The following is a 26,191-nucleotide window of genomic DNA, read 5'->3' on the forward strand; positions in this document are numbered from 1 at the left end:
GAACTACGGTAGTATTACTAAACTAGAATAGTAATACCGGAGTAAGCCATGCATAAATTAACCGCTAAACGGCAAGTGACCATCCCACAGAGCGTCTGCAATAAGCTGGGACTTGAACCGGGTGATTTCATCCAGGTATTTGAGCGAGATGGCATCGCTCATCTGGTTAAGATCTCATCCGATGATCTGGCTGGCTCTATCTCACCGAACAACCGGGCAGGGGCACCAACCACAACACAGAACATTAAATCAGCGCTCAAAAATAAGGCTGCCAATAAATTCCGGGGCGAAGCATGATTGCTGTTGATACCAATGTGCTATTGCGCTATCTGTTAGAGTCCACCGATGCCCGCAACCCGGCATGGCAGGCGATAGCAGCCGTTGAAACCATTAATTGCGCAGATTCTGTATTCCTGTCAGACACCGTACTGGTCGAAACTGAATGGGTGCTGGAAAGCGTCTTTGAATTGAAAAAAGCTGAGATACACCACGCACTAAAGCAATTGGCCTGCAATACCCGCTTCTGCTTTGAAGACTGGCATGCCCTGCAGCGCGCCCTTATGGACTACAACGAGTATCGCAATGTGGATTTCTCTGATTGCCTGATTGCCCGCCGCGCCAATAGCAAGGGAGCCAAAACGCTCTACAGCTTTGAGAACCATAAAAAACCGGGTGCACTACCCATCGTCACCACGCTGAAAAAGCCTTAATCAGTCTTCAGTATTAATGAAAACAGGTTCGAAAGGCACTTTAACAAAAGAAGGTGCCTACACCTGCTCCAGCATCGAAAGAAGCTCACGCACCGGCTTAAAAGAACGGCGATGTACAGGGGTTGGTCCTAATTTTCTTAACGCTTCAAGATGAACCCTGGTTGGATAGCCTTTATGGCCAGCAATACCATAACCGGGCCACTCTCTATCCATAATCTGCATTTCCCGATCACGGGTCACCTTGGCAATAATTGAAGCGGCAGCAATCGCAGGAATACGGCTATCACCTTTTACAATAGCTTCAGCTCTGCAGGGAAGTTTTGGGCACCGGTTACCATCAATATAAGCAAGCTCCGGTTTCACTGACAAACCCTGAACTGCACGCTGCATAGCCAGCATGGTCGCATGAAGAATGTTGAGTTCATCGATTTCAGCAACTTCTGCCCGGCCCAGTGACCAGGCAAGTGCATTATTACAAATGACATCAAACAGCTCCTCTCGTTTTTTTTCTGAGAGCTTCTTTGAGTCATTAAGTCCTTCTATTGGCCGGGCAGGATCGAGAATAACCGCAGCAGTAATCACAGGGCCACAAAGCGGGCCTCGACCTACCTCATCAACACCCGCAACGATCATCCCTTCTTCACCGACCTGGCACCAGTCAAATTGATTTTGCATCTTTACTCTTCGCCTGTTGGATTACCGACATGACCGCTTCAAAAGCCAATCGACTGGCATCCTGCTTTAACTGCTTATGAATTTCAGTAAACGACAGCTGCAAAGATTGCCGGTAATCCTGATCCTCGATAGCCTTCTTCATGGCATCTCGCAGGTTCTCAGGGGTCGCATTATCCTGCAGCAGTTCAGGAACCAGCGGTTTATCTGCCAGCAGATTGGGCAAAGCGACATATTTCACCTTAACCATCCGGCTGATAATGGCATAACTCAAAGGAGCCATTTTATAACTGACCACCAGTGGCTTCTTATGCAATGCCGCTTCAAGAACTGCAGTCCCTGAAGCAATTAAAATAGCATCGGATGCAGCCATCACAGACTGAGCCTGTCCATCATAAACGGTCACATCAAGATCAGGGTAGCCACTGACAATGGGCAGAATTTGCTGCTTACGCCGTTCATTAGCACAGGGAATCAAAAACCGGGCATTGGGGAAATCTTTTTTCAGCAAGCGGGCAGTATCCAGAAACAGCTGCCCCAGTCTGGCAACCTCTGTTTTACGACTACCTGGCAGCAGACCAATGACCGGCCCACCATCATTACTCACACCCAGTGCTTGCCTGGCTGCGTTTTGATCCGGTTCCATGGCAATATGATCAGCCAGTGGATGGCCAACAAAAGTTACCGGAACATCATGGTCACGGTAGTAATCCACCTCAAATGGCAAGAGTGCCAAAATATGATCAACAGCGTGTCTGATTTTTTTGAGGCGGCCTTCCCGCCAGGCCCAGACCTGAGGACTGACATAATGAACCGTAGGGATACCTGAGGCTTTTAGCTTACGCTCCAAAGCAAGATTGAAATCTGGCGCATCGATACCAATAAACACATCGGGCTGATCAGCAATCAAACGCTCTCGCAACTGCTTTCGTATACCCAGCAATTCACACAGACGCCCAAGTACTTCGGTAAGCCCCATCACCGACAATCTTTCCATCGGAAAAAGACTGACAAACCCTTCTGCCTGCATCAGGGGGCCACCAATGCCATAGAAGCAGGCATCAGGATAATTTCGTTTGATCTCCCTGATAAGGCCAGCCCCGAGAATATCCCCCGAGGCTTCACCGGCAACCAGAGCAATCTTTAATGGAGCACTTAATTGGGTGCTTAATGAAGAGCCTGAAGAAGACATCACCGGGTGATACCGCGGGTCGATGACTTCAACGAGTCAATCAGCAGCTGAATCTCCGGAAGTGACTCCATACTCTCAAGACGGTCAATGGCTTCAGCCGTTCTCAAGCCCTGACGGTAAATGATTTTGTAACACTGTCGTAATTTACTGACCAGTTCAGGGCTATACCCCCGACGACGCATACCCTCAAAGTTCATGCCATGGGCCTCGGCCGGGTTACCACTGGACATGATGAATGCCGGCACATCCTTGAACAAGGCCGTATGGGCAGCACTCATACTGTACGCACCAATGCGACAAAACTGGTGAACCGTTGTGTAACCGCCAAGAATCACACTGTCACCAACGATAACATGACCAGCCAGTGCCACATTGTTAGCAATAACACAGTCGTCGCCTATAAAGCAATCATGGGCTACATGGACATAAGCCATCAGCAGATTATTATTGCCAATGGACGTCAACCACTGATCCTGAATGGTTCCGCGGTGGATCGTACAGCCTTCACGAATAATATTGTTATCACCAATAACCAGCCTGGTCGGCTCACCGGCGAATTTTTTATCCTGACAGTCTTCACCAACGCTGGAGAACTGAAAAATTCGGTTGTTTTTCCCAATAACGGTTGGGCCTTTCAGCACAACATGGGAGTTAATACGGGTGCCGGTGCCAACCTCAACATCCGGGCCAATATACGTCCATGGTCCAACTTCAACCTGTTCACCAATACAGGCCCCGGGCTCTATGATTGCCGTGGGATGAACCTTCGCAGTGGGATGAATATCTGTCTTTACAGCGTTAGCAGCTTCAGAATCAGTAACGGAAAGTGTGTCACTCAAGATTTAATTTCCTTTCTTGCACACGTAACTTTTGCAGAGCAAACAATATTACCATCAACTAACGCTTCACAGGCAAATTTCCAGATATCTCTCTTCAATGCCAGCAGTTTTGACCTGAGAATCAATTGATCACCTGGAACCACCGGAGTGCGAAAGCGAACCTTATCGGCTCCAGCAAAATAGTAAATGGTCTCGCTGTCCGTGTTACGAATGTGATAGCCAAGGATACCAGCTGACTGTGCCATCGCCTCAACAATCAACACACCCGGCATGATGGGGTGCTGAGGGAAATGACCATTAAAATACGGCTCATTACTGGATACATTCTTAAGGCACTCAATACTTCCATTCTCAATATCCACATGAAGAACCCGATCCACCAGAAGAAAAGGATAACGGTGGGGCAGAATCTCTTTTATTTCCTCAATTCGTCTCATTCGCCATAAACTCAAATCATCGATGTAACAGAAAAAGGCTGGAAAACCAGCCTTTTTATTACGGTCTCACCGGATACCAGCAGAGGGTGTCAGCGTAGCGGTAGAAGGATCACCGTTTTTCCAGCTGCTTAATACGCCTGGCCAGATCATCCAACTGCCGGAAGCGGACAACATTTTTGCGCCAGTCACGACTCTCCATAAAGCCAGTACCGGAGGAGTATGAACCCGATTTGGTTATGGAGCGTGTAATCATGGCCATACCACTGATAAACGTGCCATCAGCAATAGTCAGATGACCGGCAAAACCGGCCGCTCCGGCAATAGTACAGTTTTTACCAATCGTTGTACTTCCGGAAATACCGACACTGGCTGCAATGGCCGTGTTCTCACCGATAATGACGTTATGAGCAATCTGAATCAGGTTATCCAGACGGACACCATCGTGTATTTCCGTATTACCCAATGCACCACGGTCAATACAGGTATTGTTACCAACCTCCACATCACAACCGATAACAACGCCACCGATCTGGGCAATCTTGTGCCAGCGACCATCAGAGTGCGCATTACCAAAGCCATCACCACCAATGACCGCACCGGAATGAATAATCGTGCGATCACCAATGATGACACCATGACAGACTGTCACATTACGATGAAGGTATACATCAACGCCCAGAACCGAGTCATGCCCAACCACGGTTCCCGAATCTATACGAACGCCCGCTGCAATCTGCACACCTGCTTCAACAACAACATTGGCACCAATGGCTGCAGAAGGGTCAACAACGGCCGTCTCATCAACAACAGCGCTGGGATGAATCCCTGCCCCCCCTCCCCTGTTGGGATCAAACAACGAAGAGAGCCTGGCATAACCCAGATAGGGATTATCGAGAATCAATGCATTTCCTGAAAACTCAGCCGCCATATCAGGGCCAAGAATCACAGCACAGGCCTGCGTGGTTTGCAGGTATTTTGCATAGGCTGGATTGGCAAGAAAGCTTAACTCATGGCCCCGGGCATCCTGAAGCGTATTCAGTCCCGAAACCTGCTTATATCCATCACCCTGAATTTGAGCTCCACACTTTTCAGCCAGCTCTGATAAAGTATAAAAGTCATTCATGATTCATTACTTCGTCTGATTAAGGTTTTCGATGACCTTACGGGTAATATCAACACCAGAGCTGGCATAGATAGCCATTTGACGGTCAACCACCAGATCAAGCTTCAATTGTGTCACCACATTATCGATAGCAATCTGGAGTTTTGGACGGAGTTTTTCACGCTCCGCATTGTCAGCTTCTGTTCTTTCAGTCTGGAATTGACGGCCCTTCAATTGCCAGTCTTCGTACTTACGCTGCAGCTCGAGCTGACGGGTTTTCAACTGCTCTGCACTCAGGGTTGGCCCATCCTTTTGCAGTTTCTCCTGCATACCCCGAACTTCTGTTTCCAGCTTCTGCAAAGCTTGCAGCTGAGGCTTGAATTTCGCTTCGGATTTTATGGCGTATTGCTTCCCGGCATTGGACTCAGTCAACACCATAATGGTATCCAGCACACCAATTTTACTGCCTGTAGACGCAGCATTGGCCAATGGTGCCAACATTATCATGGCCAGAATCGCCAGTCTGATGGATTTCAAATTAAGTCTCCTGAAAAATGATCAGTATCCGTAGCCAGCTTGACAAAGCTTAATGGTTTAGAGGGAAGCTACGGTAAGATAGTGGTAAAAAGGCACATTATAAAGAAAAGGTGCCTGATAGCACCTTTTAATTACGTAAAACGCCCCCGGTCAAGAGGGCTTTTCAGTACTCGATTAGAATGGGGCACCCAACGAGAACTGGAACGTTTGTGTTTCGTCCTCGTCTTGCTCTTTAGCGTTCAGAGCCTTTGCCAGGCTAAAGGTCAGAGGTCCGAGCGGGGTAATCCAGGTCAGACCAACACCCGCACTGTACCGCAGCTCTCCAAAGTCTGGCTTGTAGCAGCCGACCACATCAGCGCCAGTGTTGCAGGTGGTATCAAAAACATTACCATAATCAAAGAACACACTGGTTCGCAGTGAACGCTGATCTTTTACAAATGGCAACGGGAAAAGCACTTCAACCGTTCCTTCAATCAGCACATCACCACCCATGCTGTTGTAATCATCGCCGTTATCACTCTGTGGAGCCTTTGGCCCAAGAGAGTTGTCCTTGTAACCCCTTACAGAACCAAAACCACCCGCATAGAAGTTCTCAAAGAATGGCATTTCAGAAGTACTGCCATAAGCACCACCATATCCCAGACGGGCAGCAAAACGCGCCGTCAGGCTACGGGTAATAGGCTGAAAGTACTGGCCTTTATATACCAACTTATAGAATGTGGTGGTAGAACCCGGAATAGCTGCTGACAACGAAACACTCTGGGAGAAACCGGCAGTAGGCAACATCCCCCGGTTCAACTCAGATTGAGACCAACCCACAGATGTCTTGATGTTGGTAAACTTAGTACCTTCTTCAGCCAGATAATCCATGATTACCTGTGGCGTACCAGAACCTGTAGTAATTTCCGTACCATCAATACCCAGACTGAAATTGATGGATTGCGTCTCAGACAGCGGATAGCCAAACCGGACATTGCCACCAAAAGTATCTGCCGCATAACTGGAGATATCCGAGTCACTGTAATCGTAGCTGCGATAGTAGACATCAAAGCCACGGGAGACACCATCAATGGTGTAATAAGGATCCATAAAGCTGAAATTGTAGAGCTGACTCACATCACTCTTATTCAACCCAACAGTGACTTTGTTACCACTACCCAGGAAGTTACTCTGACTGACAGAACCACCTAACAGCAGACCATCGGACTGAGAGTAACCAATACTGGCCGTCACACTACCAGAAGGCTGTTCTTCGACGGTGTAATTGACATCAATCTGGTCACTGGTTCCCGGCACCGGAGGCGTCTCGACATTGACCTCCTTAAAGTAACCCAGTCGCTCAAGGCGAGTCTTGGATTGCTCAATCTTCCGGGTGTTAGCAGAAGCACCTTCCATCTGTCGCATTTCGCGACGCAATACCTCATCATCCGTTTTGGTATTACCGGAAAAATTGATGCGGCGAACATACGCTCTTCGACCCGGATCTATAAAGAAGGTCAACTCAACGGTTTTATTCTCATGATCCGGTTTTGGAATCCCGGTGACATTGGCAAAGGTATAACCTTCATTACCCAGACGGCGACTCAGAATTTCTTCAGTAGTGGTAATCAGCCTGCGGGAGAACACCTGATCTGGCTGAGCCAGCAGAAGCTTTCTGGCTTCATCTTCAGGGACAATCAGATCCCCGGCCAGCTTTACGTCACTAACCGTATATTTATCACCTTCATCAACATTGACGGTGATATAAACACTCTGCTTATCAGGACTGATAGAAACCTGGGTAGAGGTAATATTAAAATTGATATAACCCCGATCCAGATACCAGGATCTCAAGCGCTCCAGATCACCTGACAACTTTTCACGGGAATATTTATCAACAGAACTGAAGAACTGATACCACTCAGTTTTCTGCAATTCAAAAAGATCGATCAGCTCATCTTTGGGAAATTCGGTGTTACCCACAATATTGACGTGCTGGATCGTCGCTACCTCACCTTCCTTAACATTAATGCGAAGTTTAACCCGGTTACGGGGCTGAGCTTCCACATCAGCGGTAATTCGTGCGCCGTAGCGTCCCTGGGAAACATACTGACGCTCAAGTTCAAGGCGAATCGCTTCAAGCGTTGCCTGCTGAAAAATTTCACCTTCAGCAAGACCAGAGCGCTCCAGACCCGTCATCAGGTCTTCAGTCTTGATAGCCTTATTGCCCTTGATCTCAATAGCGCTGATGGAGGGTCTTTCCACAACCCCAACCACCAGCACATCACCCTCCCGGGCCATGCGAATATCATTAAAGTAACCGGTTTGATAGAGGGCTCGAGTGGCTCCGGCGATATCTGGTGATTGAATATCGTCACCAACCTCTACGGGCAGGGCATTAAAAACAGTCCCGGCTGAAACCCGTTGAAGGCCATCAATCCGGATGTCTGAGACGACGAAGGCCTGGACACAAGGCGCGATGGCTAAAGAGCCAATCAGCAGAGACAACAGTGATCGCTTCATGGAATCCGTTCTTATCCGTGTTCATTTCGCATTAACGTGAAAAACATGTTACTTCACCGTTTTTCATGGTTTGCAGATGGCGCAGAGCGCAAAATGCTCTTCTTTAATCAGGCTACCTGACAATGAGGCTGATACAGCACTTACCACCAGAAAGGTTATTGGACTTCTCATCTAATAAGAGTCATTACAAAGAGTCATTACAAAGAGTCATTGAATCATCATTGAAAGAGCCGACTCAGGTCGTTATACATGGCCAGCATCATCACTCCGACAACCAGCGTCACCCCAACTTTTAAACCCAGTGCCTGAATCTGCTCTGACAGAGGCTTGCCCCTGACCATTTCCACCAGGTAAAAAAACAGATGGCCACCATCCAGTACGGGTATGGGAAGCAGATTTAACACCCCGAGACTGACACTCAACATCGCCAGAAAATAAAGAAAATTTTCCAGCCCAGACTCAAGCGACGCGCCAGCCACTTTAGCAATGGTTATGGGACCACTCAAGTTTTTAACCGAAATCAGCCCCGAAACCATTTTCCAGAGGGACTCCAGTGTCATGGTGGTTAAAGACCATGTACCCTGAGCACCTTTGGCTATTGCCTCAACAGGACCATACTGCAGATGGCGGATCATACCTTCCGGCCAGGCAACCTGCATAACACCTGCACCAATATAGCCGGTAACCATACCCTCTGCTGATCGACTTCCCGGAATCAGCTGTATGCTCTCGGTATTTCCATCCCGTTCAATCAAAAGAGGCAAAGGCTCTTCGGGGTTATCACGAATAATTTCGACAAAGTGCATCCAGTCAATAATGTCTTCGTTGCCAACCGCCAGAACCTTGTCCCCGGACTTCAGCCCATCTCTCGCAGCCGCTCCCTCAGGAGACAACTGACCAATGACTGCCGGGATTTCAGGAGAATAAGGAATAATACCCAGTGAACGTATCGGATTTGGCAGCTCTTCATTGATCAGCCAGTCAACAACCCGGATATTTTTATCCCTGATAACCGCATCATCCACCAGGTTTCCTGAGACAATGTCGCCTGAACCCACTTTTTCAGAAGCATGATTTTGCACAGAGAATGTCAGACTCGCTGACTCCCCAATGAATGACAACAATGCCATATTTACCGCTTGCCAACCTGGCGTCTCAACGCCATTGACCGCAATGATTTCATCGCCTGGCAGAAGACCGGCAACCGCCGCCGGGGATTCCGGGATAACTTCGCCCACCTGCGGCATCAGGGTGCGAACACCCACCATATACATAAGCCCCAGGACAAAGATCGCCAACAGAAAGTTAGCGACCGGCCCCGCAGCAACAATGGCGATTCGGGAAAGCACAGGCTTGCTATTGAAAGAGAGGTGCTCTTCACCACTGGGAACAGGCCCCTCCCGCTCATCCAGCATTTTGACGTAACCGCCAAGGGGAATGGCTGCAATTGTGTACTCGGTACCATGACGATCCGTTCTGCTCCAGAGCGACTTACCAAAGCCCACCGAAAACCGAAGCACTTTAACACCACAGCGTCTGGCTACCCAGAAATGACCAAACTCGTGAATACTGACCAGTATTCCGAGGGTCACCACAAAAGCAAAGATGGTTTGCACTGAGTCGAGAATGGATTCAAAAATCATGCAATACCCTGCATTTGAGAAACCTGTTTTTTCGCCAGATAACGAGCTTCCTTATCAGCCTCCAGCACCTGTTCAAGATCATCCGCATTCATAACCGGCAATGTCTGCAACGTCGCATCAATCACTTCAGATATGCGGTCAAAGCGCAGCTTGTGATCGAGAAACGCGTCAACGGCAACTTCATTGGCCGCATTCAGCATGGCTGCGGCGGTACCACCACTGCGGGCTGCATCCTGGGCCAGCTGCAGACAGCGGTAACGCAGCATATCCGGGGCATAAAAGTCCAGCCTGCCAATATCAGTCAGTGATAGTGGAGCGACACCGGACGGAATTCTTTCAGGCCATGCCAGGGCATGAGCAATGGGTGTTCTCATATCCGGATTACCCATCTGCGCTAACACGGAGCCATCCTCATAATCGACCATGGAATGGATAATGCTCTGTGGATGAATAACCACCTCTATCTGCTCAGGCCTTGCACCAAACAACCAGCAGGCCTCAATAAACTCAAGCCCTTTATTCATCATGGTCGCAGAGTCTACGGAAATCTTACGCCCCATACTCCAGTTTGGATGGGCACAGGCCTGCTCAGGAGTAACCGCAGCAAAACTCTCTACAGAGGACTGCAGGAATGGTCCACCAGAAGCCGTCAGCAATATTCTTCGCACCCCCACCTGCTCGAGACCAGACTGATGCCCGGAAGGCAGACACTGAAAAATAGCATTATGCTCACTGTCAATGGGTAACAGGATGGACCCCGAAGCTTTGACGGCATCCATAAACAAGGCACCGGTCATCACCAGCGCTTCCTTATTGGCCAGCAGAACCTTCTTACCCGCACGTACGGCTGCCATTGTCGGTGCCAGTCCGGCAGCACCAACAATGGCGGCCATGACAACATCAACATCATTATCTGCGGCAACCTGCGCCATCGCATTCACACCGGATTCAACCGACACTCTCAAGCCTTCAGCTTTAAGGTCAGCTCGAAGAACCTCCGATGCCTGCTCATCAGCCATCACGATATATCGGGGCCGAAATTGACGGGCCTGTTCCAGCATAACCGTCGCATTTTTGCCAGCAATCAGAGAGTGCACACGGTATTTTTCAGGATTACGGGCTATAACGTCCAGCGTACTTTTGCCAATAGATCCCGTAGAACCCAGCACACAAACCTGCTGAACGGATCGAGAGCATGATGCAGTCATAACTTATACACCCCTGATTATCATGACAGCCAGAGTAAATATCGGAATGGCTGCAGTCAGACTGTCGATACGATCAAGAACACCACCATGGCCAGGTAAAAGATGACCACTATCCTTAAGACCTCTCTCCCGTTTCAGGACGCTCTCCCACAGGTCACCAAGCACCGAAACCAGAACCGTAACCGTGGTTGTCAACAAAAGGAAAAAGCTCTGCTGAAAGCCCACACTACCCAATACAGTGACAACACTGGCAAGCAGGACTGCGAGCAGCAGGCCCCCAACCAGACCTTCCAGGGTTTTTTTAGGACTCACCGGCTCGATCAATTTCGTCCGACCAAAGCGCTTGCCAACAAAATAGGCACCACAGTCAGCAGACCACACAATGATCAGAACGGTGGCAATCTGCCAGTCTGAATCACTCATTTGCTTCAGCAGATAGAGAGAAAACCAGGCGGGAACCAGTGTTAATAATCCCATCACCAGTCGCAGAGGCCTGCTTTTCAGGAGCCGACTGCTAGCTGGATACTGCTTGACCAGAACAAAAACCACCAGCCACCAGACAACCGCCACGCCGAGTATTAAAAAGGGCGGCAAAAATATGGAAAGACCACAGAGAATACCTACAACTGCAGTGTATGCCAGCCGAATGGAAACCTGCTCAAAACCGGAGAGATTTGCCCACTCCCAGGCTCCAAGCATGATAATAGCGGCTATAAAAAAACCAAAGCCGGTTAACGGCAAAAGGAAGACCCCGGCCAGCGCCAGCGGCGCCAATACCAGGGCCGTTATAATTCTTTGTTTCAGCACGGTGTTTCAGCCTCCACCTGCTCGCTTGTTTTGCCAAATCGTCGTTGGCGACGGGCGTAGCTCAGCAGGGCCTGTTGAAGTTCATCACGACCAAAGTCCGGCCATAATGTTTCGGTAAAATAGAATTCACTATAAGCACACTGCCACAACAGAAAATTACTGATGCGCTGCTCACCACTAGTGCGAATAAGAAGATCGAGAGCAGGTAGACCTGAAGTACTGAGATGCTGTTCAATGGCTGACTCGTCAATATCCTCAGGATTCAGTTCACCTCGAGCAACCTTTTCTGCCAGCTGACGTGCCGCAGAAGTAATGTCCCACATGCCACCATAGTTGGCCGCGATCACCAGGGTTACCGAATAGTCTTCTGAGGTCAGCGTTTCAACCTCATGAATGCGCTTCTGGATATCAGAACTGAACCGGGAAATATCACCAATCACCTTCAAACGAATACGGTTCTTCTTCAGTCGCCGGGCTTCTCGTCTGAGAACATGCAGGAACAGGCGCATAAGCCCATTCACTTCGACCTCAGGCCGATTCCAGTTCTCACTGCTGAAGGCAAAGAGTGTCAGTACTTCAACACCATTGTCAGCACAGGCCTCAACCACTTCGCGAACCCGTTTAACACCCGCCCGATGGCCCGCAAGCCCCGGCAAACGCTTCTGTTTGGCCCAGCGGTTATTACCATCAAGAATAATAGCCACATGTCGCGGCAGGCTCTCTGATGGAACTCCCTCAATGCCGCCTGTTCCCTGTAACGATGTATTGGCCATGTATAAAAACGATCTGAAAATTGCCAGGTAAAACGTTTTAAAAAAAGAAACTTTAACAGAAGAACCTTGCAGGAGCTTGTAACAAAAAGCAAGCACCGACAAGGTATCAAGTGACAGCTGACGTCTGTAATTGAAATACACTGCCTTATGTTCCTGACCGGATATTACCGCTCGGAATATGACGGCGCTATTTTCACAAGGCGCAGCTCTGGGACATCAAGCCTGTCATCAAAACGCCATCAGATCATCTTCTTTGGCCGATAGACTTTTCTCCACTTCCCCAATAAAGTGATCAGTCAACTTCTGAACGTCATCCTGTGCACGACGCTCATCGTCTTCACCGATCATTTTTTCCTTCTCAAGCTCTTTAATATCAGCCAGGGCATCACGACGAATATTACGGATGGCAATACGCGCATTCTCCGCATCCTGACGTGCCTGACGGGTATAGCCCTTCCGGGTTTCTTCCGTCAGCGGCGGCAATGGAATCCGGATAACCTCTCCGGCAGTAGACGGATTCAGACCTAAATTCGACTTCATAATCGCTTTTTCTACATCAGGAACAACCTGCCTCTCCCAGACACGTACTGTCAGAGTACGACCATCTTCAACAGAAACGTTGGCCATTTGACTCAGAGGCGTTTCTGAACCGTAGTAGGAAACCTTGATACCATCCAGAAGACTTGGGTGAGCACGACCGGTACGAATCTTGTTGAAGGCAACCGTCAACGATTCAATGGTTTTGCCCATACGTTCTTTGGCATCATCTTTAATTTCATTGATCATCATTAACCTCCGTTTATCAGTGTTCCTTCATTGCCGCCAACCACCAGATTCAACAGCGCGCCGGATTTGTTCATATTAAACACCCGCACTGGCATCTGCTGATCACGCACCAGACAAATTGCCGTTAAATCCATAACGCCCAGCTTACGTTCCAGGACATCATCATAGGTCAGCTGATCAAATTTGACGGCATCAGAATGCTTGACCGGATCCTTGTCATACACACCGTCTACCTTGGTAGCCTTCAGCACGACACCAGCACCCACCTCAATTCCACGCAGGCAGGCTGCAGTGTCTGTGGTAAAGAACGGGTTTCCGGTACCTGCAGAAAAGATCACAACATCACCGGAATTGAGATACCTCATAGCCCGACGATGATCATAATGTTCGACAACACCACTCATGGGAATGGCGGACATAACCCGGGTATTTATGTTGGAACGCTCAAGGGCATCGCGCACGGCCAGGGCATTCATAACCGTCGCCAGCATACCCATATGGTCACCGGTAACCCGGTCAAGGCCTGCGGCACTCAGCTCAGCGCCCCGAAATAGGTTTCCGCCACCAACGACGATACCAACCTGCACACCGATCCCTACCAACTGACCGATTTCCAGAGCCATCCGATCGAGAACCCTGGGATCAATACCAAACTCACCTTCACCCTGAAGGGCTTCACCACTGAGTTTAAGCAGTATACGTTTGTATTTCGGTTGACTATCACTTGCCGGCATGTTCAGTTTCCGAGTCTGGTTGGCTAAATTACACTCAACCCGCAAATGCGCTACCATCTGGAAATCAGCTCCCATCTGGAAATCTGCCAGATAGCCGCATTCGATGAATCATCTGGCTACTAACCAGCGAGTTGAAGCGTCCTGATCGTTAATTCTCTGCCTCATGACTTTCCCATGAAAAAAAACCGAAAATCAACGATCAGTTTCAGATGGACATAAAAAAGCCAGCCCCAGAGGCTGGCCTTTTTTATTACAGTCCTGCCTGAGCGCGAACTTCTGCAGCGAAGTCCACTACTTCTTTCTCGATACCTTCGCCAACTTCAAAACGAACGAAGCTGATGACAGTAGCGTCTGCTTTCTTGACCAGAGCGCCGACAGTGGTATCAGGATCTTTAACAAAAGGCTGCTCAACCAGGCTGCTTTCTGCCAGGAATTTGCCGATACGACCTTCGAGGATTTTTTCCTTGATGTTATCTGGCTTAACTTTTCCAGAAGCCTGCTCTTCCTGTTCAGCCTGACCCTTGAAGATCTCTTTTTCTTTCTCTACCAGCTCAGCCGACATGTCTTCCTTGTTAACCACCTGCGGGTTAATCGCAGCAACATGCATGGAAACTTCACGAGCCAGCTCTGCAGTACCGCCTTCCAGCCTGGTCAGTACAGCGATACGATTGTTGCCGTGAACGTAAGAGCCGATCACACCACCTTCAACAATCGCAATACGACGAACACCGATATTTTCGCCAATCTTCTGCACCAGGGCCAGACGAGCTTCTTCCAGTTCGCCTTCCATCAGAACAGCAACATCCGCTTCTTTACGATCAAAAGCAGCAGCCACTACCTTTTGAACGTAACCCAGGAAGTTGTCATCACGAGCAGCAAAGTCAGTTTCGCTATTCACTTCAACCAGAACACCGAAACTGCCGTTATCAGCGACCTTAACAGCGACAACACCTTCAGCAGCAATACGGCCTGCTTTTTTGGCAGCTTTGGCCTGACCGGATTTACGCATTTCTTCGATAGCGGTTTCGATATCGCCCTGCGCTTCAACCAGTGCTTTTTTGCACTCCATCATGCCCAGGCCGGTACGATCACGCAGTTCTTTAACCAGTGCTGCACTAATAGCTGCCACGGTTGATTCCTCTCAATTTGACAGTCTTGTTCCGGCGCTTTTTCCAAGAGACGGAAAAGAAAATAGTTATCTGTACATCGGAAAAAAGGGGGCAAAGCCCCCTTCTGTTCCAAACAGTATCCGTTGTACTTACAGGATAACTTCAACAGAAGTCTACCTGAGTCATCCTATGGACCAGCCATTAGCCAATCCACTCAGATGCTGTCCGGAACCGGACCCAAAAAGCCTCAGGCTTCTTTAGAACCTTCCGCGTCTTCAGTCTTTGGAGCTTCAACTACAGGAGCTTCAACTACAGCGGCTTCAACTACAGGAGCTTCAACTACTGCAGCCTCAACTACAGGAGCTTCAACTACAGGAGCTTCAACTACAGGAGCTTCAACTACAGCAGCTTCAACTAAAGGAGCTTCAACTACAGCAGCTTCTTCGACTTCCACAAACTCGTTTTCAGCACCAGTGTTTCCACGGGCACGACCTTCCATGATCACGCTGGCAGCAGCCTTCAGGTACAACTGGATAGCACGGATAGCATCGTCGTTACCTGGAATGATGTAATCCACACCTTCAGGGCTGGAGTTGGTATCAACGATACCAATAACAGGAATACCCAGCTTGTTGGCTTCCTGAATAGCAATGCGCTCATGCTCAACATCAACGACGAACAGTGCGTCTGGCAGACTGCCCATATCTTTGATACCACCCAGGCCACGATCCAGTTTTTCCAGATCACGGGTGCGCATCAGAGCTTCTTTTTTGGTCAGCTTTTCAAAAGTACCGTCATCACGCTGGCTTTCCAGGTCACGCAGGCGCTTGATAGACTGGCGAATAGTCTTGTAGTTGGTCAGCATACCACCCAACCAGCGGTGATCAACGTAAGGCATGCCACAACTACGGGCTTCTTCACGAATGATCTTGCCGGCAGCACGCTTGGTACCAACGAACAGAACCTTGTTCTTACCTTCAGCCAGCTTACCGATAAACTGCAGCGCGCCATTGAAAGCAGGCAGAGTGTGCTCAAGGTTGATGATATGAATCTTGTTGCGTGCACCGAAGATGAACTTGTTCATCTTTGGGTTCCAGTAGCGGGTCTGGTGACCGAAATGCACGCCGGCCTTGAGCATGTCACGCATAGTGACTTGAGTCATGGGAATCTCCTGATTCAGGGTTATGCCTCCACACACCCCATGCATTCGACCAGACTCTCTCAAGAAAAAAATCTTCGAGAAAAGCCAGCACCCAGAATGATGTGTCGGTGTATGTGAGATCTATTTTCAAAATTATGTTAAATGGGATGATTTACGAAGAGTCCTGAGACTAAACGAATAACAACCCCACCCCGCAGGCACCACGCATGCGAGAGTGGCGCTTTATACCATATTCAGACAGTTTTCGAAACTTTTTCTATTAATGGAAGACTAATAACAATATTTCAAAGATCTGCGGAGATAGACTTATTATGGCAAGCCCAATCCCACCCCGTTCAACGATCCCTGTCCGTGAAGAAAGAGCCGCCTTCAGCAAGCCGCTACCGCCCGGTAAAACTACACAACCCTTGATTAAGGCCAGCCAAGACGGCCTGTCACCTGAACTAACAGCAATACGCTGGCGAGACTGTCATAAATCGACAAAACCGAGCATTTTTTTAAACAATATCGGTGAGTTATCGAATCCCGATATTGCTGATAATGACCAAGAGATCATTGAAGCAACAACAGGGATGTCAAAACCTGGCCCGAACAAGACTGCAACTAAACGCAAGCTACTAACAACCTCACCAGCACCGGACATTTTTGCTCACAACCCTCCTTTTTGGCAGCAGTCAAAAGCGCCTCGAACTACCTTTCAAACAACCCACATATCGGGAACAATTCCTCCTTCAGAAACTTCATCACCTGCAGACGCAATATTGATAAAATCAACGACAGAACATCCCGACGGCTCACTTAATCCCGAGGCATTGAAATCAAGGCTGGAGATACTTGAAATAATGAACAATCTGAAAGAATTGTGACATTATTGAGATCAAAGAATAAGGATCCACCTGACAAGCAACAGCAGAAAAATCAACGACATTCACAATCACCACAGCAGATCAGAATGACCACAGCCTTCACGGACTATATTGTTCTTAAAAAGCAGCATGGTACCAATTGTCTGTTGGCTCCAGTCCTAAAAAACAACACTGGTAAGAAGCTAAAATACTGACTCTCTGGCCTTTCTTGTACTTCAGCAAGTCATTTTATTGGCTCGATTGTCCCAAGAATTCGCTTTCAACCCTTAAAGGCAACATAGCAGCCTTCACGGCTAACGATTATCTTCATTAACCGCTTCATAGAATCGCTCCAAAATATCCAGAATAACCGACGCAACCCAATTTCAGCCGAGAATAAATTCTCGCAAATGGAACTATCTTCTTTCGAGACGGTCTATCGAACAGACCAACAACTTACTTCCAAACCAGAGTTTAACGAATGAACAGGATTACTGGCAGCTTATTTCTCTTCGCTTGTATTTTTGCTTTTTCATTTATAGGAAAAACAGAAGCCAGATCAGCTCATCGAGAGTACTACCCCCCGCAAAGCCCCTATTATGAAAAAGTTCCGCCGGTTGAGCCAGAGATGGCTTTACCGCCAGTTATCAACGTTGCGCCTGAAAACGGTGACCAGTTAAATATCAATCTATCGAATAAGACTGAAATTGAAAAACAGTATATTCAGGCCTTTTATATGAGAGGAGAACGGGATGGTGACATCCTGCTGTCAACCATTGACAGACTCCGCGGCAGCGTGAGAGAGCTGAATTTCGTCACTTCAGAACTTCAGAGAGCGTCTGATGAGAGCACAATGCAGCCAGTCCCGGTGAGAGATTTTCTTGATAAAGTCAGGACCTTCAGACAGGAGTCCAACTTATTCCTGGAGGACATTAATACTCTTGAGCATTTTCCAACTTTAAGGCCTGACATAACCGTTGCCCCAAAGAGCCAGGTTAATATGCTCCCGCTGATTAACCATTATCAGTCGGCCCTGGGCAGACTGGAATCACAGGTTAATGACCTGCATTTTACCGTTATCCTGCCAAATGGCATATTTCATCAGCAGCTAGGCATTAACAGCGACCAGCTTAAAGGAATGTCGCTGTACACCTCTGGGCAAATCTCTGATATGAAGCGAAACATCTTGCAGTTGCGCGCCATGCGCACTCAGGACAAACGGGTTATTGATGAAGGTATCAACCGTTTTACCAAAAATGCCATTGAAACATTTATCGATACTTTCGGTACTTCTGAAAGATACAGAACCATGTCAGATCCGGAAGGCAGTAAAACGGCCAAAGAAATGATGATCGATGCTTTTTGGGCAAGATCTTACATCCGGGCTACTTACGGCATCCAGATAGGCTGCATTCCTGTTGAATATGATAAGCGTATTTTCAATCTTGATTATTACCTCAGCGATATGACCGTTGGCGCTGCCCCTATATACGACCAGAACAAGCTTATGCGCTACGCAAACCTTGCCCGGGAAGCGATGGTCACCATAGAAAACTCCGCCAGTAAGCAATGGTCCTCTGTCAGCTCCTGGATCACATGGGTTTCCGGTAAATCCAATGAGATAGACACCAAGTACTTCATGATCGCCCTGATTAAGAAAGACATTGATGAAGAGCTTGCACTCAGTCGCTCCGGCGGACTGAGGAAAGTGCGCGACGGGTATCGTCAACATTATCTCAGCTCTGATATGGGACGCTCTCTCTATCAAGCGAAAGCCAGACAGGTTTTCAGCTCCCCGACTGAAATGGATGAAGACGATATTGAAAGCGATGTCATGCTCGTAGAGGCCGGCACTCTGAAAGGATCCGTAGCCATATGTATCAATGCCCTGGAAAATCAGGAAAACCGCCTTGATGAAGCAAAAAAACTGCAAAGCGTGGTTGATTTACTGACCAGGGATAATGTGGTTTCTGAACGCAGAAAAAGAAGACAGCTTTTCTAGATTCTCAAATTAAAAGAAAGCGATGAGTACCTGAAAAACGGGTGCTCATTTTCACAAGAATTATTTCATTTAAACATTTTGCAGGTTATTTGAATGGCTATTAAAAAGCACCTGATGTATGCGGCTTTGCTACTCATGCTTTTATCATCAAGGCCATATGCATTTTTCGGAAGCTCCGAGCCCTATTTCATTGCCAACTACTGTTTTCAAATATCCGCCCCCTATGACCGACCAAGCGGGTCCTGCCCCGGGCAAATAATCCCTTCCTGGCAAACCCGTAACTTTCGGTTTGAAGAGCTGAAATGCTCCGGCAACAATAACACCCATGTTCGCTTGCCAGAGTCATTTGATGAAGAAGCATGGCTTGACCTGAAAAACATTAGCCGTCATGAAGCCTCAGAAGTTCTGCGACAACAGCCTTTACCCAGCTGGTCCGGCGAAATTCATTATCAGACCAATCTTCACTGGGAATGGGAGGATTGCCGCATGGTTACCGATCCTTTTATCTGCGGCACCTATGAAGTGTGTGAAGAGAGGGTCATTACTACTGAAAACGGAGGCACACAGCGAGTCAATGAATGTCGTAATGTTCCAAAAAGCTGTTATGCCGATGTAACGGTTCACGAAAGTCAGCGTTGTGGGAACGGACAACTGGATTTTGATGTTGAGTTTCTGAAAAAAAACGCCGCACACTGGAATCCTGCTACCCCAGACTATGTCGATCGCCTTGCCAATGGCTATGACCTGCTACCAGGCGAAGAAGAAGCCATCACTGTCAGCAACCTGAAAAGCAATTGGAGTGCGTCACAATCCACTGAGCTGACACCCGCATTATTCATTGAAGACCCTAAAAACGAGTATAACCTCAACCAGTTTATCCATAATCATCAACCTGACAGTCTTTCATGCCGGTTCAATGGCTACGACAAAGTCAGTTTTACCGTTGATACACAAAAGCGAATTGCCTCCCGTTCACCGAATGCCTTTTTACTGCCAAAGGCCTTTGACAATGAAGATATTGAGCCACTGGTATGGCAATCCACCCCTGGTAAAAATGGCACAAGAGAACAAAAAGGCTATCCATTGATGATGAGAGCCCAGGACTTCTCCGCAGCAGCACTGAGTGAAGTGTCAGAGGAAGTCACTGAAAAGCTTAAGAACATCATTGTCAGGGTTCAACTCTATGAACCAACGATATTTGGCGAGCGACTGAAATCGACTATCTACATTGATGAGGCAAAGGGCATTCAACAAACACTTAACGCTATTTCAAACGACCAGCAGATAAGGCGGTCAACGTTATGGGAATTTAAACTCAAAAATGGTAACAGCCCCCATAAAAATATATACCGAAGTTATGCGCCTTCACTGTTCTATTACCCGGGAAAAATATTTCTATCTGATGAAGGGTTAAGTTACGACGACTACCTTGCCCCTGACACGGAATACACCCTTAAATTAACGGTCTACCAGAAAAACCTGCCCTTCTATCATCAATCCTGCAAATCAGACCCTGATGCCTGGGACTGTAAATGGTACACCCTGTGGGGGCTTTTCAGTTCAAACCGGCGCGAAGATAACTACTACTCGAAAAAAAGTCTGGATGTCAGATTCAGATCCAACCCAAATGTGGATCAAAGAACATGGCTATCAACTTTTTGGCACTTTGTGGGTTATGCCCAACTTACAATACCAATAGGAGCCGCAGCTTACTCTTTCTATTATTTCCTATAATTTCGAATTATTCAGGGAATAGATTGATTTTGCTGTAAAAACACTCTGCTAATCGTGGCAAGGTATTATCAAAATCAGCAATTCCTGATTATTTATTCCACTCGGAAAACCTGTCTTTCATTATGCCTGTTTTACCGTGCTTTTTGAAAACCGATTTAAAAGGATTAACTTATGACAATTTCCAAGAGCGAATTAGCTAATAACAATCCTGCCTCTTTTACAGAACTCCCTCAAAACAGTGACATCACTGGCAAACACGGAGGTCGTGCGGTAAAGGCAACCCCCCATCCAGACAAAAACATTCCTTTGTCTTATGTTTGGACAATAGCAGCCGGGGTCTTGCTTGGTTTAGTCAAGGTCACGGAAACAGCAATCCAACAGAAGATGTGTTTTGATGCATCGAATACTAGAAATTGCACATGCAACACACCACCGCCAGTATTTAATTCCGTTTTGCCGTCTATTCTTTCGCCCACGGATGCCCCCTCTACGGATGCCCCCTCTACGGATGACCTCCCTTTCTTAATGACCATCCTGATCCCTTTAGTTGCACTTTGTGCGTTCAGTATCGGTATAGGTTCTGTAGTATATAAGCGTTGTCGGGACAGCGCTCACTACGCAGACCCTCTCCGGGTGAAAATAGAAACGAGCCCCGAGCAACAGCCGGAGAGGCATGAGTTATTGCCTGTGAGACAGCAGCATCCCCACACCAGGGTGAAAGCAGAAACGAGCCCCGGGCGACAGTCGGAGAAGTATGAGTTATTGCCTGTGGTACAGCATCCCCAAATCCTGCAAGCAGTTCCGTCCGATGAAATGGATGAGTCAGCATAGGATATGCTGGCTCACGATTATGGGCATAATATTCATACTTCGCCTGGGGATTCTGATAAGATGACAGGCATTATCATTTGACTTTCGCATCTTTTAAGCGGGCTAATCAAACAATGAATGTAACCATTAAAACCCCTGAAGAAATTGAAAAGATGCGTATCGCTGGCCGTCTGGCCGCTGAAGTGCTGGAAATGATCGAATCCTATGTGAAGCCGGGCGTTTCGACGGGAGAGCTGGATCGCATCTGCCACGACCATATTGTTAATGTCCAGAAAGCCATCCCGGCTCCTCTGAACTATGGTGCTGCACCAGGTCGTCCCGGATTTCCAAAATCTACCTGTACCTCTATCAATCAGGTGGTCTGTCACGGCATACCCAGTGACACGAAATTTCTGAAAAGTGGTGATGTCCTCAACATCGATATTACCGTGATCAAAGACGGTTATCACGGTGACACCAGCAAGATGTTTCTGGTCGGTGAGGTGCAGCCATTTAACGAACGACTGGTTCAGGTCACCCAGGAATGCCTTTATCTGGGTATCGAGCAAGTTAAACCGGGTAACCGCCTCAGCGATATTGGCCGGGTGATTGCCAGACATGCCCATGCCAACCACTTCTCCGTAGTTGAAGAGTATTGTGGTCATGGTATTGGCCTGGTTTTCCATGAAGACCCGCAGGTCATTCATTACGAAGGCTACAACGATAGAAATGACTGTGTTCTGAAAGAAGGCATGACCTTTACCATTGAGCCAATGATCAATGCTGGCAAGAAAGGAACAAAGTTGCTGGGTGATGCATGGACCGCAGTAACCAGAGACCGCAGACCATCCGCTCAATGGGAGCATACCCTTGCCGTTACCGCGACGAGTTATGAAGTATTAACCAAACGGTTAGAAGAAAGCTTTTAAAATGCCTCCGGTCACTCTTTAATACCTTGAAGGTGTAATAGTTGCCTTCAAGGTATATCAGCCAATCTCCACCTCCAACTTTCCACCACCCCCGGCGATTCCAATATTAACTGCTGTAATGTTGCATCAAATGCCTGATCTTCAACCTGAAGCATCCCCTGCTTACCAGCCTTAGGAATTGTCCTGAAATAAGATCCACATTTTACTGAAACTTGTAAAAGGCCGTTGCCCGCTACCCGCAAAAACACAAGCGGCTCTGGCTTTTTCGGGTAGCGGGCGGCGGGTAGCGGGCGGCGTTCGTTGAAATGGCTAAGTTATTTAAGGACGGCTCCTTAGTATCCACCGGGCTTCCTTTTTTAATCAGAAAAGCCTTGTAATCACTGGCTCCCCAGTCAACTGCAGCCCATATTTGACCAGAAGAAAATATACTCATAGTGACGTATTACTCACGCAGAAAATGCAATGAAAATAAAGAAGAAGGCAAACCCGATCAACGTCTATTCAGGAGAAACAAAGCCATTATAGTACTGATTTTTTTCACCAATCCTTTTAAGATGCCCATAATCCGGTTCAACACACTCTCACGATCAGGTCTTGATTCAACGTTCTGAGCCAACAACAGCCCTGAGCCAACAACAGCCCTGAGCCGACAACAGCCCTGAGCCGACAACAGCCCTGAGCCGACAACAGCCCTGAGCCGACAACAGCCCTGAGCGAAAAATAAAAGACAGAAGCCTATAATGAGTAATCCTTTCCAGAAGATCCCGGCATCCGTTAAAGACCGTCTTTTTAACAAAAGCCAGTTCCGTGCAGACCTGACCATTGCCAAAACGCCAATCCCTGCCTACAAAAAATGCCTCAAAGAAGCCACCGCCAAAATGGATCAGTGGTTTATGGATGGCATGGATATTGAGCAGCTGGTATTTGCCAGGGCATGGCTTATTGATCAGGTATTGTGTCTGGCATGGGAGCATCGGGACTGGAGCAAAGGCTGCCCTGCTGCCTTGCTGGCCGTTGGTGGCTACGGACGAGGGGAGCTACATCCCGGTTCCGATATAGATATCCTGATCTTGCTTGAAGAAGACCACTATGACGAGCACCAGAATGCCATTGAACAATTTTTGACATTACTCTGGGACATAGGACTGAACGTCGGATCCAGTGTGCGATCTCTTGCTGAGTGCGCCCACCAGGCCGCCAACGATCTCTCAATCATCACCAACCTGATGGAATCCAGGGTGATATCAGGCCCTGTAGCCCTTCATGAACGTTTGCTGGATATCACTGACACCGAACATATGTGGCCAAGCCAGCGATATCTGCAGGCAAAATTTGAAGAGCAACGTAAGCGACACCGGAAATACAATGATACCGAGTATGATCTGGAGCCCAATATTAAAGGCTCTCCAGGTGGACTCAGAGATCTGCATATGCTGGGATGGGTAGCTCGACGACACTACGGAACCCATGACCCCGCTGAACTTCTGGAACTTGGCTTTCTAAGCAATGTTGAGCACCAGCAACTGCTGCGATGCAGAGCATTTCTCTGGAAAATCCGCTGGGCCCTGCATTCACTGACCGGGCGCAGTGAAAACCGCCTGCTATTCGACCATCAACAGACACTGGCCAGCCAGTTTGGCTATCATGACCACACCAGCGCACTGGCCGTTGAACAGTTTATGCAAAGCTATTTTCGAACGGTCATGATTGTCAGCCAGTTAAAAGACCTGCTTCTTCAACATTTTGATGATGATATTCTCGGCGCCGGCGAATCTCAGGAAGTTCGCCCTGTCAACGAACGATTTCAAGTATGCAACAACTATATTGAAACCGTTCACGATAAAGTTTTCGCAGAATACCCCCCCGCGCTACTGGAAGTATTTGTCCTTATCACCAGGGATCAGACCATCCAGGGACCGACAGCGGAAACCATAAGATTAATCAGAGACTACCGCCACCTGGTGGATAGCACCTTTCGTAAAGACCCGCGATGCACCCGGCTGTTTCTGGAATTAATGCGCGCGCCGTTTACCCTGACGACCACTCTGAGAAGAATGGCCCGTTACGGCATTCTGGGCCGATATCTACCAGAATTCGGACAAATCATTGGTCAGATGCAGTATGACCTGTTTCATACGTTAACAGTGGATGCCCACACCCTGTTGCTGATCAAATATCTGCGTAGTTTCTCCTGCAAAGAGAGTCACCAGAAGTTCCCCATCGCTGCAACCATTATTCATAAAATTCCAAAACCCGAACTGCTTTATCTGGCAGGCCTGTATCATGACATCGGTAAAGGTCGTGGTGGCGATCACTCGCAACTGGGCGCAGTGGATGCCAAAAAATTCTGCCGGGTGCATGGACTGAACAAAGAAGATACTTCACTGATTGTCTGGCTGGTTCAGGAACACCTGACCATGTCGCACACTGCCCAGAAAAAAGACCTGTCTGACCCTATCGTCATCCAGGACTTTGCCCGCCGCGTCGGCACAAGGGAAAGGCTGAAATACCTTTATTTGCTGACGGTAGCGGATATCAATGCGACCAACCCCGGGTTATGGAATGGCTGGAGAGCCTCCCTCCTGCAACAGCTATTTTCACAAACCCAGCAGCTCCTGAAACGGGGGATTGATAACCTTCCTGAACTCAATGAGCAGATTGCCAATACCCAACAAAAGGCGTTGGCCTTACTCAAGGAGAAGGGCTTTGAAGAAGTATGGATTCTGAAGCTATGGGAACAGTTCAATGATGAATACTTTCTTCGTCACCAGAGCGATGAAATCAGCTGGCAGACTGAAGGAATTCTGGACCATAGCCCAGGCAAACCGTTGATACTTATTCCGGAAGTCAAAGATGACTATGAGCATCAGGGTTCAAAGGTTTTTGTCTATACCCATGACCAGTCCAATTTATTTGCCGCAACGGTTGCTGCTTTCCATCAGCTGGGACTGGCTATTCAGGACGCTCGAATTACTACCTCTGCAAGCAACTTCAGTCTGGATACCTACACCGTTCTTGAGGAAGACGGATCGGCTATTGGCCCTAACCCGGAACGTATCCTTGATATACTGGTTCATTTACAAAACACATTGGCGGCACCAAATAAATTTTCAAGACTCATTCGCCGAAGAACCCCTCGACAACTTCGTTACTTCAACCGTGAACCGGCTGTCCTGATCAGCAATCAGGTTGAACCCAGACAAACCGTTCTGGTAATTACTGCCACAGACCGTCCTGGCCTGCTGGCTCTGATAGGAAAAACCTTCGCCAGGCTTAAATTGCAGGTTCACGGTGCTAAAATTGCTACGTTCGGCGAAAAGGTTGAAGACAGTTTTATTATTACAGACAGTAATGGCGATACCATTCGTGATGCCGAAAGCTGCAAGAAAATCTGTGCCGCATTAAGCCGGGTTTTACGAGAAGCATCCAGCCTTGATGCCATAACACCATAACGTTCAGGCAACAAATATGAGATTAAAGTGCCAGAGTATTTCTGGCACACGTTAATGCTAAATAACGGTTCAGTTACTCTAAAATAGAGCTGAAATCTGACACTCATGGCCAAGCCCCTTACCCATGAAGGAGGCTGTTGCAAAAGGTCTTAAATGCCAATTCATACCACCACCGTCTTTCCCGCGAAGGCGGGAATCCATCTCGA

22 protein-coding genes and 1 pseudogene are annotated in these 26,191 nt (G+C 48.0%); 8 read left to right on the forward strand and 15 right to left on the reverse strand.

Annotated elements, in window-relative coordinates; all coding sequences use genetic code 11:
* Positions 1–48 precede the first annotated feature (48 nt).
* A complete protein-coding gene (locus RM811_RS12535) occupies positions 49–297 on the forward strand; it encodes an AbrB/MazE/SpoVT family DNA-binding domain-containing protein (RefSeq protein WP_402524702.1) in 249 nt (82 codons plus the stop codon).
* A complete protein-coding gene (locus RM811_RS12540; protein WP_402524704.1) occupies positions 294–710 on the forward strand; it encodes a PIN domain-containing protein in 417 nt (138 codons plus the stop codon). Before RM811_RS12535 ends, RM811_RS12540 begins: the two co-directional genes overlap by 4 nt.
* Positions 711–767: 57 nt before the next feature.
* Here the strand turns inward: RM811_RS12540 and rnhB are convergent, their stop codons facing one another.
* The 15 genes and pseudogenes from rnhB to rpsB form a co-directional block, all read right to left on the reverse strand.
* On the reverse strand, positions 768–1,385 hold the full coding sequence (rnhB, locus tag RM811_RS12545) for a ribonuclease HII (protein ID WP_402524706.1): 618 nt from the start codon (positions 1,383–1,385) through the stop codon (positions 768–770).
* Positions 1,369–2,574: a lipid-A-disaccharide synthase gene (gene lpxB / locus RM811_RS12550; protein WP_402524752.1), complete on the reverse strand. Its 1,206-nt coding sequence runs from the start codon at positions 2,572–2,574 to the stop codon at positions 1,369–1,371. Before lpxB ends, rnhB begins: the two co-directional genes overlap by 17 nt.
* Entirely contained in the window at positions 2,574–3,356 is a 783-nt protein-coding gene (lpxA, locus tag RM811_RS12555; protein WP_402524755.1) for an acyl-ACP--UDP-N-acetylglucosamine O-acyltransferase, read from the reverse strand. The genes lpxB and lpxA overlap by 1 nt, the downstream gene beginning before the upstream one ends.
* Before the next feature lie 53 nt (positions 3,357–3,409).
* On the reverse strand, positions 3,410–3,850 hold the full coding sequence (gene fabZ, locus RM811_RS12560) for a 3-hydroxyacyl-ACP dehydratase FabZ (protein ID WP_402524708.1): 441 nt from the start codon (positions 3,848–3,850) through the stop codon (positions 3,410–3,412).
* Positions 3,851–3,959: 109 nt separating this feature from the next.
* Complete coding sequence (gene lpxD / locus RM811_RS12565) at positions 3,960–4,973, reverse strand: UDP-3-O-(3-hydroxymyristoyl)glucosamine N-acyltransferase (RefSeq protein ID WP_402524710.1); 1,014 nt, start codon at positions 4,971–4,973, stop codon at positions 3,960–3,962.
* 6 nt (positions 4,974–4,979) lie between these two features.
* Positions 4,980–5,489, reverse strand: a complete 510-nt coding sequence (locus RM811_RS12570) for an OmpH family outer membrane protein (protein WP_402524713.1) — start codon at positions 5,487–5,489, stop codon at positions 4,980–4,982.
* A gap of 174 nt (positions 5,490–5,663) precedes the next feature.
* Complete coding sequence (gene bamA / locus RM811_RS12575) at positions 5,664–7,991, reverse strand: outer membrane protein assembly factor BamA (protein ID WP_402524715.1); 2,328 nt, start codon at positions 7,989–7,991, stop codon at positions 5,664–5,666.
* A gap of 218 nt (positions 7,992–8,209) precedes the next feature.
* Positions 8,210–9,634: a sigma E protease regulator RseP gene (gene rseP / locus RM811_RS12580; RefSeq protein ID WP_402524717.1), complete on the reverse strand. Its 1,425-nt coding sequence runs from the start codon at positions 9,632–9,634 to the stop codon at positions 8,210–8,212.
* Positions 9,631–10,842, reverse strand: coding sequence for a 1-deoxy-D-xylulose-5-phosphate reductoisomerase (ispC, locus tag RM811_RS12585; protein ID WP_402524720.1), 1,212 nt, complete (start codon positions 10,840–10,842; stop codon positions 9,631–9,633). The genes rseP and ispC overlap by 4 nt, the downstream gene beginning before the upstream one ends.
* Positions 10,843–10,845: 3 nt before the next feature.
* The gene (locus RM811_RS12590) at positions 10,846–11,649 is read right to left on the reverse strand and encodes a phosphatidate cytidylyltransferase (RefSeq protein ID WP_402524722.1); all 804 of its coding nucleotides are present in this window, start codon (positions 11,647–11,649) and stop codon (positions 10,846–10,848) included.
* Positions 11,643–12,422, reverse strand: a complete 780-nt coding sequence (gene uppS, locus RM811_RS12595) for a polyprenyl diphosphate synthase (protein WP_402524724.1) — start codon at positions 12,420–12,422, stop codon at positions 11,643–11,645. Before uppS ends, RM811_RS12590 begins: the two co-directional genes overlap by 7 nt.
* 228 nt (positions 12,423–12,650) lie before the next feature.
* Positions 12,651–13,208: a ribosome recycling factor gene (gene frr / locus RM811_RS12600; RefSeq protein ID WP_402524757.1), complete on the reverse strand. Its 558-nt coding sequence runs from the start codon at positions 13,206–13,208 to the stop codon at positions 12,651–12,653.
* A 2-nt stretch (positions 13,209–13,210) separates the two neighbouring features.
* Positions 13,211–13,942 (reverse strand): UMP kinase, encoded by a 732-nt coding sequence (gene pyrH, locus RM811_RS12605; RefSeq protein ID WP_402524759.1) that lies wholly within the window; start codon positions 13,940–13,942, stop codon positions 13,211–13,213.
* Positions 13,943–14,192: 250 nt separating this feature from the next.
* A complete protein-coding gene (tsf, locus tag RM811_RS12610) occupies positions 14,193–15,071 on the reverse strand; it encodes a translation elongation factor Ts (RefSeq protein WP_402524726.1) in 879 nt (292 codons plus the stop codon).
* Between the two features lie 404 nt (positions 15,072–15,475).
* Positions 15,476–16,213 (reverse strand): annotated as a pseudogene (gene rpsB, locus RM811_RS12615) (30S ribosomal protein S2); the annotation flags it as partial.
* Between the two features lie 311 nt (positions 16,214–16,524).
* Between rpsB and RM811_RS12620 the strand changes: the two are divergent.
* The 6 genes from RM811_RS12620 (at position 16,525) to glnD (ending at position 25,985) form a co-directional block, all read left to right on the forward strand.
* On the forward strand, positions 16,525–17,079 hold the full coding sequence (locus tag RM811_RS12620) for a hypothetical protein (RefSeq protein WP_402524728.1): 555 nt from the start codon (positions 16,525–16,527) through the stop codon (positions 17,077–17,079).
* A gap of 460 nt (positions 17,080–17,539) precedes the next feature.
* Complete coding sequence (locus RM811_RS12625) at positions 17,540–19,060, forward strand: hypothetical protein (protein WP_402524730.1); 1,521 nt, start codon at positions 17,540–17,542, stop codon at positions 19,058–19,060.
* Between the two features lie 93 nt (positions 19,061–19,153).
* On the forward strand, positions 19,154–20,794 hold the full coding sequence (locus RM811_RS12630; RefSeq protein ID WP_402524732.1) for a hypothetical protein: 1,641 nt from the start codon (positions 19,154–19,156) through the stop codon (positions 20,792–20,794).
* Positions 20,795–20,965: 171 nt separating this feature from the next.
* Complete coding sequence (locus tag RM811_RS12635; RefSeq protein WP_402524734.1) at positions 20,966–21,625, forward strand: hypothetical protein; 660 nt, start codon at positions 20,966–20,968, stop codon at positions 21,623–21,625.
* Between the two features lie 113 nt (positions 21,626–21,738).
* Entirely contained in the window at positions 21,739–22,533 is a 795-nt protein-coding gene (gene map, locus RM811_RS12640) for a type I methionyl aminopeptidase (RefSeq protein WP_402524735.1), read from the forward strand.
* A 740-nt stretch (positions 22,534–23,273) separates the two neighbouring features.
* Positions 23,274–25,985, forward strand: a complete 2,712-nt coding sequence (gene glnD, locus RM811_RS12645) for a [protein-PII] uridylyltransferase (protein WP_402524737.1) — start codon at positions 23,274–23,276, stop codon at positions 25,983–25,985.
* The last annotated feature ends 206 nt before the right edge of the window (positions 25,986–26,191 follow it).

Source organism: Endozoicomonas sp. (assembly GCF_031844845.1).
Classification (GTDB): domain Bacteria; phylum Pseudomonadota; class Gammaproteobacteria; order Pseudomonadales; family Endozoicomonadaceae; genus Endozoicomonas.

Excerpts from the sequence above, each read along its gene's own strand:
- RM811_RS12535 (WP_402524702.1), top strand. The coding sequence starts at position 49 with ATGCATAAATTAACCGCTAAACGGCAAGTGACCATCCCACAGAGCGTC.
- RM811_RS12540 (WP_402524704.1), top strand. The coding sequence starts at position 294 with ATGATTGCTGTTGATACCAATGTGCTATTGCGCTATCTGTTAGAGTCC.
- rnhB (WP_402524706.1), bottom strand. The coding sequence starts at position 1,385 with ATGCAAAATCAATTTGACTGGTGCCAGGTCGGTGAAGAAGGGATGATC.
- lpxB (WP_402524752.1), bottom strand. The coding sequence starts at position 2,574 with ATGTCTTCTTCAGGCTCTTCATTAAGCACCCAATTAAGTGCTCCATTA.
- fabZ (WP_402524708.1), bottom strand. The coding sequence starts at position 3,850 with ATGAGACGAATTGAGGAAATAAAAGAGATTCTGCCCCACCGTTATCCT.
- lpxD (WP_402524710.1), bottom strand. The coding sequence starts at position 4,973 with ATGAATGACTTTTATACTTTATCAGAGCTGGCTGAAAAGTGTGGAGCT.
- bamA (WP_402524715.1), bottom strand. The coding sequence starts at position 7,991 with ATGAAGCGATCACTGTTGTCTCTGCTGATTGGCTCTTTAGCCATCGCG.
- rseP (WP_402524717.1), bottom strand. The coding sequence starts at position 9,634 with ATGATTTTTGAATCCATTCTCGACTCAGTGCAAACCATCTTTGCTTTT.
- ispC (WP_402524720.1), bottom strand. The coding sequence starts at position 10,842 with ATGACTGCATCATGCTCTCGATCCGTTCAGCAGGTTTGTGTGCTGGGT.
- uppS (WP_402524724.1), bottom strand. The coding sequence starts at position 12,422 with ATGGCCAATACATCGTTACAGGGAACAGGCGGCATTGAGGGAGTTCCA.
- frr (WP_402524757.1), bottom strand. The coding sequence starts at position 13,208 with ATGATCAATGAAATTAAAGATGATGCCAAAGAACGTATGGGCAAAACC.
- pyrH (WP_402524759.1), bottom strand. The coding sequence starts at position 13,942 with ATGCCGGCAAGTGATAGTCAACCGAAATACAAACGTATACTGCTTAAA.
- RM811_RS12620 (WP_402524728.1), top strand. The coding sequence starts at position 16,525 with ATGGCAAGCCCAATCCCACCCCGTTCAACGATCCCTGTCCGTGAAGAA.
- RM811_RS12625 (WP_402524730.1), top strand. The coding sequence starts at position 17,540 with ATGAACAGGATTACTGGCAGCTTATTTCTCTTCGCTTGTATTTTTGCT.
- RM811_RS12630 (WP_402524732.1), top strand. The coding sequence starts at position 19,154 with ATGGCTATTAAAAAGCACCTGATGTATGCGGCTTTGCTACTCATGCTT.
- RM811_RS12635 (WP_402524734.1), top strand. The coding sequence starts at position 20,966 with ATGACAATTTCCAAGAGCGAATTAGCTAATAACAATCCTGCCTCTTTT.
- map (WP_402524735.1), top strand. The coding sequence starts at position 21,739 with ATGAATGTAACCATTAAAACCCCTGAAGAAATTGAAAAGATGCGTATC.
- glnD (WP_402524737.1), top strand. The coding sequence starts at position 23,274 with ATGAGTAATCCTTTCCAGAAGATCCCGGCATCCGTTAAAGACCGTCTT.